13 protein-coding genes are annotated in these 8,334 nt (G+C 47.6%); 4 read left to right on the top strand and 9 right to left on the bottom strand.

Annotated features, from left to right (window positions below; genetic code table 11):
- The first annotated feature begins 456 nt into the window (after positions 1-456).
- Positions 457-1,395 (top strand): cytosolic protein, encoded by a 939-nt coding sequence (locus AACT52_RS36450; RefSeq protein ID WP_073635284.1) that lies wholly within the window; start codon positions 457-459, stop codon positions 1,393-1,395.
- A 122-nt stretch (positions 1,396-1,517) separates the two neighbouring features.
- Here the strand turns inward: AACT52_RS36450 and AACT52_RS36445 are convergent, their stop codons facing one another.
- The 5 genes from AACT52_RS36445 to AACT52_RS36425 all read right to left on the bottom strand — a co-directional run bounded on the left by AACT52_RS36445 (position 1,518) and on the right by AACT52_RS36425 (position 5,112).
- A complete protein-coding gene (locus AACT52_RS36445; protein WP_073635283.1) occupies positions 1,518-2,492 on the bottom strand; it encodes a tyrosine-type recombinase/integrase in 975 nt (324 codons plus the stop codon).
- Positions 2,493-2,539: 47 nt separating this feature from the next.
- The gene (locus AACT52_RS36440; protein ID WP_158054932.1) at positions 2,540-2,686 is read right to left on the bottom strand and encodes a hypothetical protein; all 147 of its coding nucleotides are present in this window, start codon (positions 2,684-2,686) and stop codon (positions 2,540-2,542) included.
- Between the two features lie 17 nt (positions 2,687-2,703).
- Positions 2,704-3,708: a DUF4365 domain-containing protein gene (locus tag AACT52_RS36435; protein WP_017313870.1), complete on the bottom strand. Its 1,005-nt coding sequence runs from the start codon at positions 3,706-3,708 to the stop codon at positions 2,704-2,706.
- 394 nt (positions 3,709-4,102) lie between these two features.
- A complete protein-coding gene (locus AACT52_RS36430) occupies positions 4,103-4,468 on the bottom strand; it encodes a ribbon-helix-helix domain-containing protein (protein WP_073635282.1) in 366 nt (121 codons plus the stop codon).
- Positions 4,465-5,112: an AAA family ATPase gene (locus tag AACT52_RS36425; protein ID WP_073635281.1), complete on the bottom strand. Its 648-nt coding sequence runs from the start codon at positions 5,110-5,112 to the stop codon at positions 4,465-4,467. Before AACT52_RS36425 ends, AACT52_RS36430 begins: the two co-directional genes overlap by 4 nt.
- Before the next feature lie 247 nt (positions 5,113-5,359).
- Here AACT52_RS36425 and AACT52_RS36420 point away from each other — a divergent pair, with 247 nt between their 5' ends.
- On the top strand, positions 5,360-5,815 hold the full coding sequence (locus AACT52_RS36420; RefSeq protein ID WP_339375025.1) for a hypothetical protein: 456 nt from the start codon (positions 5,360-5,362) through the stop codon (positions 5,813-5,815).
- A 164-nt stretch (positions 5,816-5,979) separates the two neighbouring features.
- On the opposite strand, the gene AACT52_RS36415 is transcribed toward AACT52_RS36420, so the two are convergent.
- The 4 genes from AACT52_RS36415 to AACT52_RS36400 all read right to left on the bottom strand — a co-directional run bounded on the left by AACT52_RS36415 (position 5,980) and on the right by AACT52_RS36400 (position 7,388).
- Entirely contained in the window at positions 5,980-6,399 is a 420-nt protein-coding gene (locus tag AACT52_RS36415; protein ID WP_073635279.1) for a single-stranded DNA-binding protein, read from the bottom strand.
- 59 nt (positions 6,400-6,458) lie between these two features.
- Complete coding sequence (locus AACT52_RS36410; protein WP_073635251.1) at positions 6,459-6,671, bottom strand: hypothetical protein; 213 nt, start codon at positions 6,669-6,671, stop codon at positions 6,459-6,461.
- A gap of 52 nt (positions 6,672-6,723) precedes the next feature.
- Positions 6,724-7,074 carry a hypothetical protein gene (locus tag AACT52_RS36405; protein ID WP_073635250.1) on the bottom strand — a complete coding sequence of 117 codons (351 nt, stop codon included), beginning with the start codon at positions 7,072-7,074 and terminating at the stop codon, positions 6,724-6,726.
- Between the two features lie 65 nt (positions 7,075-7,139).
- Positions 7,140-7,388 carry a hypothetical protein gene (locus AACT52_RS36400; protein ID WP_143172960.1) on the bottom strand — a complete coding sequence of 83 codons (249 nt, stop codon included), beginning with the start codon at positions 7,386-7,388 and terminating at the stop codon, positions 7,140-7,142.
- A 156-nt stretch (positions 7,389-7,544) separates the two neighbouring features.
- Between AACT52_RS36400 and AACT52_RS36395 the strand changes: the two genes are divergently transcribed.
- Both AACT52_RS36395 and AACT52_RS36390 read left to right on the top strand, forming a co-directional pair.
- Entirely contained in the window at positions 7,545-7,745 is a 201-nt protein-coding gene (locus tag AACT52_RS36395) for a hypothetical protein (protein ID WP_073635277.1), read from the top strand.
- On the top strand, positions 7,717-8,028 hold the full coding sequence (locus AACT52_RS36390; protein ID WP_073635276.1) for a hypothetical protein: 312 nt from the start codon (positions 7,717-7,719) through the stop codon (positions 8,026-8,028). Before AACT52_RS36395 ends, AACT52_RS36390 begins: the two co-directional genes overlap by 29 nt.
- The last annotated feature ends 306 nt before the right edge of the window (positions 8,029-8,334 follow it).

Here is an 8,334-nt window from a genome sequence, read left to right as displayed (position 1 = left end):
ATCTTGCAGCTCCTCAAAAGCTGTTAACAGGTTTTAGTTCTGGGGGAAAAGTCGGTATGCGATTTTCCTTCTTGACACAGAAGGGCATGGCAATCGCTTCTCGCTGGTCTATCTCAGATATCTTGCAGCTCCTCAAAAGCTGTTAACAGGTTTTAGTTCTGGGGGAAAAGTCGGTATGCGATTTTCCTTCTTGACACAGAAGGGCATGGCGATTGCATTCTGGCACTGGCAAGAAAGTGCAATCGCCTCCCGGTGGTCTATCTCAGATATCTTGCAGCTCCTCAAAAGCTGTTAACAGGTTTTAGTTCTGGGGCTAAGGTGTACTAAGAAGCGCTCGCCCTCGCCAATGAGAGAGCAGTTCGAGCTTGATTAGTGAGAAGATTTACTCTTACAATTTGCTACCGTGTCGCACTGCACACTTTCAAAAGCCAGTTCAAAACTACCCATCAAAGGACAGTGAACAACCCCCAAACTGAATTCGATACCCCCTGGAAAGACATACTACAGCAATATTTTGAGGATTTTATTCTGTTTTTCTTCCCCCAAGCTCATAGCGAAATCTCCTGGAGCCGGGGCTTTGAGTTCTTGGACAAAGAACTGCAACAAGTGGTGCGGGATGCAGAACTAGGGCGGCGGCTGGTCGATAAACTCGTTAAGATTTATCGCACCGGGGGCGAAGAAGCATGGGTTTTAATCCATGTAGAAATCCAAAGCCAGGAAGAAAGCGACTTTGCCGAGCGGATGTTTGTGTACAACTACCGCATCTACGACCGTTACAAGCGCTCGGTCGCTTCTTTAGCGGTACTGGGAGACGAGCGCGCAAGCTGGCGACCAAATCAATTTGGCTATCAGTTATTTGGCTGTGAAGTCGGGTTTAAATTTCCGGTAGTGAAATTGCTAGACTACCAAGAGCAGTGGTCAGAGTTAGAAGCCAGCCGCAACCCCTTTGCTACTGTAGTCATGGCTCATTTAAAAGCAATAGAGACGCGTAATAATCGCCCCTTACGCAAACAGTGGAAGCTAACTCTCACTAAGCGGCTGTACGAACAGGGCTTTTCGCGGGAAGATGTCATCAACCTGTTCCGCTTTATCGACTGGGTAATGAGCCTACCATTAGAGTTAGAGCAAGAGTTTCAGCAAGAATTAAGTCAGTACGAGGAAGAGAGACGTATGCCTTACATTACAAGTATTGAGAGAAGTGGTATCAGGCAAGGACTGTTAAAAGGCATATCCTTGGGTTTAAAGCTGAAATTTGGTGAGTCGGGTTTAAATTTATTACCAGAAATCTCTTCACTGAATGATATCAATCTATTAGAAGCAATTCTTGAGGGACTGGAAACAGTAAGTACGGTCGAGGAGTTGCGTCAAATCTATCACAACACGACCACCGAATAAGAGCGGTTTTGCAACAAAATCTTTATTGCAAGTAGACCAGTTATCATTTAAAACGCCTCCAGAAATCACTCTCAAAGGCGAAAGCACCCAGTTCCAGTTCTGGGGGAAAACAAGGGCGCTCGCTATCTCCTTTTCCTAGAACCTGGGATACTGAGCGCTTGAACAGCACGGCGCTTGGTTTGTTCGCCGCGTCGGTCGTATCTAGCAGTCAATTCAGGACTAGCATGACCAGCCAGCCGCTGCACTGTAGAGATGTCTGCACCAGAGTCGAGCAATTCTGATATAAAAGTTCTGCGGAAGTCATGAGCAGAAAAGTCATCTACCAGAGCTTGTTCACCGCGTTTTTGCAAAATGAACAGCACCGCCTGGGGCGTTAGCCGCCGCAGAACTATGTAACCAGCTTTGTTGATATGACACAGCAGAGAACCAGCCGCCCCACCTCGGACATCGAGCCAATCTTCTACTACCGGAATTGCCCCATCTGGTAAATACACAGTGCGGTCTTTCCCTCCTTTAGCGCCCCATACTTTTAAAGCGCCGCTATTTGGGTTAAAGTCGTTTAAGTTCAAAGAAACCACCTCAGCCCGCCGCAACCCAGAACCGCGCAGGATAGCAATGAGCGCCGCATCCCTAAAACCTGCGGGGGTGGGGTCATCAAAGCAGACTTGCATTAAATCAGCAATTTCTTTCTCAGTTAAAGCGCGTCCCTGTAGCTCCTTGGACACCTTAACGTTTTGGATATCTACAGCACGGGCAAAATCTTTTGCATCTATCAACTCCAGTCTCAAAGCTTCTTTTAAAACTCTCCTCAAAGCACACAGCATTTTGTTAGCCGTCGCTGGTGCGTACTTCTCTATCAAGGCAGCACGGACGGCGGCAGTATGTTTGTAGCGCAACGCTGCCCAGTCCAGGGTAAGAGCATCACAACTGCCATCGGTTAACAGTCGGGCAATTGTATCCAAGGCTTGCCGCATCGCCGGACGTGAACCAACAGAGAGTCCTGACAAATACACCGCCACTGGATGTTCGGTTAAAGGTAGTGGTGCAGTCAGCGCTCTTGGGCAGCTGACTACATCACTTTCAGTGCGTTCACTCATTTAGTTATCCGAAACTGAGTTCTCAGCCGCAGCATTCTCGTAAGTAATTAAGTAATTCTCTCAGATTTTGTTGATGTGCGATCGCTCTTTTGATGAAGTTGCGTGGGAAGCGATTGCCCTGCTCCCGCACTGCGCTCTCTTGCATCGCCGAACGTCGAACCCGCCGTCCGGTGCAGTGCGGTGTTAGACCGCACACGTATTGAAGTTGGGATTATTTATTTTGGTGTTCCTCATCCTCTGTGTCAGAAATCAACAAAACTCTTTTTCCAAACTCTTTAATATTAGGTATCCTAACTATGTCAGAAGGAAGCCCGAATAACATCCGCATGGGACGCTCACAAGCGACAGATACCAGATCAGAAGTTTCAAAAAGTTTTTGTTCAACTTGGCGGATGTATTCAACTAAGCCACGTCCCCTTGAAGTCAGTGGAGCTATATATTGAGGCTGCATTTCTCTCTCAAACCAGTCAATTAAGTAGTCTGAGTAATCAATCCTAGCTAGATTTTGAGAGATGAGAAATCGTGTGTAACTGTGTAAGAAGTCATGCTCGTATGAGCCAACCCCAAGCCCAAATTCAGACTGATCAATTTCGAGATAAATATCTGCAAGATCAGTAGCAAGAGACATCCCAAAATATATGTGTCTACATAAATTAGTAAGACCGTTACAAAAAAGGTCTAGGTAAGTTAAAGGAAATGATGCATTTCCAGAATGCCCTCTTACCATTGTTTTGAGTAGTTCTGGGTACTCAAGGAGATTTGAAGAAACAGGACCCACAGATGTCATAAGTTCTTCGCTAGACACCATGTCAAGTCTATTCGCCTTTAGAACGGGGATATAGGTATACTCTCTGTCTCGTTCTGGTATGTTCAAGTAATACCTTGCATCAGTGTAGTAGGTCAAGCCAGACTGAGGGTCATGAAGAAATAAGTAAACAGGGAGTGGAAAGCATTCCCAGTAAACCTTATGTTTTGGATCTGGATAAAATGCCCAATGATCTCCTTTATCGCGTAGATATGATGCTCCCGATTTAATTTGAGCAGCAGCCAGTCTTCCGGGAGCCTCTCCATTAGAGACATACTCTATTTGTCCATCTATTCCCACATCTGCATTAGGAGTTTCTCTAAAGATGAATCCGATGTTATTGAGGTGCATAGAAACTGCCAAAACTCCTTGGCGCTCTGTGAAATAGTTGTCTGATACCTTCGGGAACATCAATGTTGAATCTCCACACGCAGTTAACGATCCAGTTTAGATGAACTGACTCTGCGATTGCATAAAGGCAGTGGGCACATGGACAATCACCCTTTGGGCACTGTCACCCGGAAAATCGCATGATTGCGGGCGCTCCTTACTCCACTAAAAAACCCGGTTATCTGACCGGGCTTTAGTGGGGCAATATCCCCAAAGGTTTGTTATAGAAGTTAGTTATAAGTAGGTAATCTAACTAAGACTACAACCAGAGCGTTGTCAATTTCGGAAAACTGTTACCCAGTTCTAAAAATTTCCTCGCATCGAAAAGGCTTACATCAGCCCCGCCACTTCGACTATCTGGAAGTACTTCATCATTTACTTACTGCATTACTGCATTACTGCATCACTTACTGCATTAATCTTCTACTTCCTTAAGTGCTTCATCCAGCAAAAGCCGCACAATCTCAGCCTTTTTCCTGCCCGTCTTCGCCGCTAGCACAGACAGCTTGCGGTGCATCGACTCGGTTAAATCCACGGTTAATCTTACTGTCGGTTCCTTGGGAGTGGTTGAGTAAAGTTGAGACATAAGTGATGGTTTTTTGGGTTCTTGAGTGGATGTAGGTTTTTCAACTGGCTTTGCCACTGGCACAGTTTCCTGTTCTGGCTCTGGTTTAGCCTCGTCTTGAGTTTCTGTCTCTTTGACGTGGGGTTGCTCCTTGGAACCATAAACAAATTCACTCGCTAGGGCATCATCGAGGGGCTTTCGCTTCTTGGTACTCATGGCACCATCCCCATAATTTCTTTGAACAGCCGCTCATATTCCCTAGCTGAGTCAGTTGCTGGACGACCTGGTAAATCCCAAATTGTTGCGGCTTGACCAAAGGTGTCTGCGATCGCTTGCTTATTGTGAATCACCGTAGAGAGCACCGTCACTTCTTTTGTTTTACCCAGGAGTGCGATCGCTTCATCTAATAGCTTTGTCCCCTTAACAGCACGGCTAATAAATATAGCTGCTTTGGGTGGACCACCGCGCACAGATTGAGCTTGCTTGATTAACCGCACAGAATCAGAAGCCGATTGCAGGTCTAAACCTGTTGGTTGACAAGGAACCACAGCCAAATCAGCCCGAAACAAAATCGCCCTGGTGGGTTCGGCAAGACCGGCGGGTCCATCCACAATGAGATAATCACACTGCTTGGCTAACTCTGGAATTTGCTCTAGTAGTTCATCCGGTGATTGCAGCACAGTAGCTGGAATTGGGTTATCTTCCATCGACTCAAGCCAAATTGAACTGCTGCGTTGAGCATCAGCATCTAAAAGTTGAACCTTGTGACCTTTGCGGCATAGCCAGCAGCTCATGTGAACGGCAGATGTGGACTTGCCACACCCTCCCTTTTGATTCAAAAATCCTATAACTGCGCCCATTATTCATTCTCTTGCTCAAGTAATTACTGCCATACTGAATCACTTACTGCATTACTGCATTGATGCAGTAAGTATAACTGGAAAGTAGCTCGCGGGCGTGTGGAGTCAGCCAAGCGAACGAAAAACCTTGGAGATAGCGCAAGGTAATGGTGTCTGTTCAGTAAAAATTGTTAACAAGTTTATCAAAGTCTTGGTTAAAGTTGTTAACTGCTTTAACCTATTGTTGTCATTAGTTGTTAACAGCTTTATGAGTGACTTGATTGCCAAGGGCGGGCGTGGAAATAAAGCCCCTTATGAAACAACGCTTGTGAGGGTTCCGCTGCCGATTAAGCCAATGGTTGAGAAGATAACAGCGCAATGGCGAAAGTTTTTTGAGCAAGGCTCGGATGAAGTGACGGAAGGGGCTGGCGAGATGTTGGAACGGGTGGAGGCTGCGATTGCGTTGAGCGCAGTACCTAGAGCGGAGCGTCTGTGTCAGGAGAAGGCGATGCAAGAGAGCGCAGTGCCGGAGGCGATTGGGCAAAGCCCAGTGCCAAAGGCAATCGCAACTCCTCAAGAGAAACCTGTTAACAAGATTGATTATGAAGCTGTGCGCGATCGCTATCTCGCCTCATTGCGCCTGGGGAAGCAAGCACCGGAGTACAAACGGGCGAAGCAGCACATTGACGCATTTATCAAGGAGTTAGAGAAAGCTGAAGTTTGAAGTTAATCGCGTTTCCGTTTCCCCCAGAACCGCTAAAAACCACGGTGAGCGCGGCTGCACTAGCGTTCCCTGAGCCAGCCCAAGCAGCTGGAACAGGCAAAGCAACAGAAAAAAGGAGTGGTCGCCCACTCCTCCTAGTGTTGCCGCTCCAGCTACTTGCCTCGCTAGTCCAGCCGCGCCAATCCCCGGACTTTCTCTGGCACTGGCTCAACTTCAGCCGCTGAAATTGGTTTAAACGTTATTAGCCGTTCATAGGCGTTTGAGCCGTCCTCTGCCTTCCCAGTGCAGCGACTAAACCAGATTGCTGGGTCAAACTTATTGGAGGGCGATCGCCTGATGTACTGCTGTCCTCCCCAGCTAACAACAGCTGGTCCATGTTGGTCTTTTCGTTCCACCGTTGCGCCAATCGCTGACCAGTCAAAGGTTTTAAATGACGAGAGCGGGTATTGGTAATTGGGCGCTGTTCTGGGGGCTAACCGTTCCAGCGCTGCTGTCATTTTCTCAAGCGTTGCAGCCATTTTCTCAAGTGCCAGCGTTTGCCGTTGCTGGATTTGTAGCCAGGTGTGAATTTGTTCTGGTGTCATGTTTGAATAGTCCTTGTGTAGTTCTGGGGGAAAGCTTGCAATTGCCTTCCCCCATCGTCTTAGCTGTACTGCTTCACCCGCGCTTCAAAGTCAGCGACGGCGTTAGAGTACCTAACAAAGTAATGCCCATATTCGGTTGCCACTTCATCAGGTGAAATCGAGACATAAGTTGCCCATTCTCGGCAGCCCTGCCCTGGCAGCGATTCCTCACACAGCCAGACCCAGCGCGAGCCCACTTGCTGTTTTTTGATAGCTGTCATTCCTAGTTTCATAGTTCCTCCTCTGGTTGCCCCAGCACTCGCCGGGGCGTTTAGTTCTGTGGGATTAGCTATTGGCTTGCAGTTCCAAGCGTGCAATGCTCTCGCGTTTCTCCAACTTCAAAACTGAAAATTCGTTGCGTCTCAGGCAAAGTTGAATAAAGCAAGACTCACGCTTGCTGCGGTACTGGCTCAAGATTTCTTGCTGTTCCCAGTAGTTGGGGTGTTCGTCAAGTAGCTGCTGCCGTTTGGCTTTGCGCTGTGCATCGTTGCGGAGTGCTGCGTCAAATGCGATCGCACTATCAATCTCCGCTTCAATCTGCTTGGTGGTAGTGCAGGTCTGGTCAATTAACTGGTCAAGGTCAAATACTTCTGCTTGGAGTTTTGCAATTGCGGTTGGATATTCGTTGAGGTTCATGGTTTACAATTTCAATGGTTAAAGTTTTGGCTTGGGCAGTTTACCGACTTACCCAGGTCGCTTTTTTAGAACCAGCTACTGTCGTAGTAGTCGCCCATTAAGTCTTGTCTTTCTTGTGTTAACTCAAACTCTTGCTCTAACCGTTCGGTGTCGATATCCAACCGCAAGTCTGCAATCGCCTTTAAGATTGTTTGGATGTCTGCACTGTCGCTGCCTACGACGTAGTGGTTTTGCAAGAATGCTTCAGCTTTACCGATGAACTGCTCAAGGGTGAGCGCCAGTTGATTTGCTGCTGATGGTGCTTGAATTGTCATAATGGAATTAGTGTTTTTAATCGATTCCCGGTTGGTAGCCGGGTTTTTTGTGTTTACCCTTTTATTATACCAAGTCCACCAAGTATAAATAGTGTTTTTATGTAAAGATTGCATAAATATTACGCTACAATTTACGCAGTGGACTAGGTAAAAAGTATGGGCAACCCAAGGGCTTTTGAGGGCAAGAGAGAGGCGACACAGTTTAAAGCAGCGGGAGAAGAACCGCTAATAGCGAAAATTGATTTAAAAGTGACCGAAACAATGAAACAAGAGCTAAGGGCTATTCCTGGTTGGCAGGCAAAACTTAGGGATGCGATCGCCCAGTTGATTGAAGCTGAACAATGTAAACAAATGTAAACTAAAGTTATATTTACCGAGTGGACTTGATATAATAGAAGAGTGGAAAGCAGAACGACGTGGAACCGGAGGCAAAGAACTGGTAGCGCGGGGACCAGAGAAACGACAGGGGGCGAGTGAAGCTAACCACCAGCTGCGGAAGAAACCAAACCCGCGACGGCAACAAAACCGCAGCTGCAAGCCACAAGGCAACCCCCCAGCCACCGGAGCGCAGAGAGGGCGAACGACCTGGGGAACACTGCCCTGGGGGAAGCGCCACGACTGGCTGATGACTAATGACTAATGACGAATGACTCTTGACAAATGTGCTAGCAGCCGCAGGTAGGCGTGGGCGACGGGCAAGCGCTACAGGAATAACCGCCGCGTTGCCGCAGCAGTTTTTTCTTTTTTCCTGTGCTGTTTGCGCGTCGGGCTGAGGGCTTAGGGCAACGCCTACCGGAGGCTGCCCGTGGTTGTCAACTAGCACTTCTTACGGGTAATTCCTTATTGTTCCCCTGGGCGCATTCATAACTAACATCTGCAAGGGTGATTTTCGGGGGGATTTTAAGGGCGATCGCCTTCTTGCCCAAAAAGAAGCCCCTTCCAGGAG

Origin of the sequence: Scytonema sp. HK-05 (assembly GCF_963872035.1) — a bacterium.
Taxonomy (GTDB): Bacteria; Cyanobacteriota; Cyanobacteriia; order Cyanobacteriales; family Nostocaceae; genus Kalymmatonema.
The sequence above is the reverse complement of the archived record's forward strand: the minus strand, read 5'-3'. Positions and strand labels throughout refer to the sequence as shown.

What these genes read in the sequence shown, in the direction of transcription:
- AACT52_RS36445 (WP_073635283.1), bottom strand. Translation starts at nt 2,492, where the DNA reads ATGAGTGAACGCACTGAAAGTGATGTAGTCAGCTGCCCAAGAGCGCTG.
- AACT52_RS36425 (WP_073635281.1), bottom strand. Translation starts at nt 5,112, where the DNA reads ATGGGCGCAGTTATAGGATTTTTGAATCAAAAGGGAGGGTGTGGCAAG.
- AACT52_RS36435 (WP_017313870.1), bottom strand. Translation starts at nt 3,708, where the DNA reads ATGTTCCCGAAGGTATCAGACAACTATTTCACAGAGCGCCAAGGAGTT.
- AACT52_RS36395 (WP_073635277.1), top strand. Translation starts at nt 7,545, where the DNA reads ATGGGCAACCCAAGGGCTTTTGAGGGCAAGAGAGAGGCGACACAGTTT.
- AACT52_RS36430 (WP_073635282.1), bottom strand. Translation starts at nt 4,468, where the DNA reads ATGAGTACCAAGAAGCGAAAGCCCCTCGATGATGCCCTAGCGAGTGAA.
- AACT52_RS36410 (WP_073635251.1), bottom strand. Translation starts at nt 6,671, where the DNA reads ATGAAACTAGGAATGACAGCTATCAAAAAACAGCAAGTGGGCTCGCGC.
- AACT52_RS36420 (WP_339375025.1), top strand. Translation starts at nt 5,360, where the DNA reads ATGAGTGACTTGATTGCCAAGGGCGGGCGTGGAAATAAAGCCCCTTAT.
- AACT52_RS36405 (WP_073635250.1), bottom strand. Translation starts at nt 7,074, where the DNA reads ATGAACCTCAACGAATATCCAACCGCAATTGCAAAACTCCAAGCAGAA.
- AACT52_RS36415 (WP_073635279.1), bottom strand. Translation starts at nt 6,399, where the DNA reads ATGACACCAGAACAAATTCACACCTGGCTACAAATCCAGCAACGGCAA.
- AACT52_RS36400 (WP_143172960.1), bottom strand. Translation starts at nt 7,388, where the DNA reads ATGACAATTCAAGCACCATCAGCAGCAAATCAACTGGCGCTCACCCTT.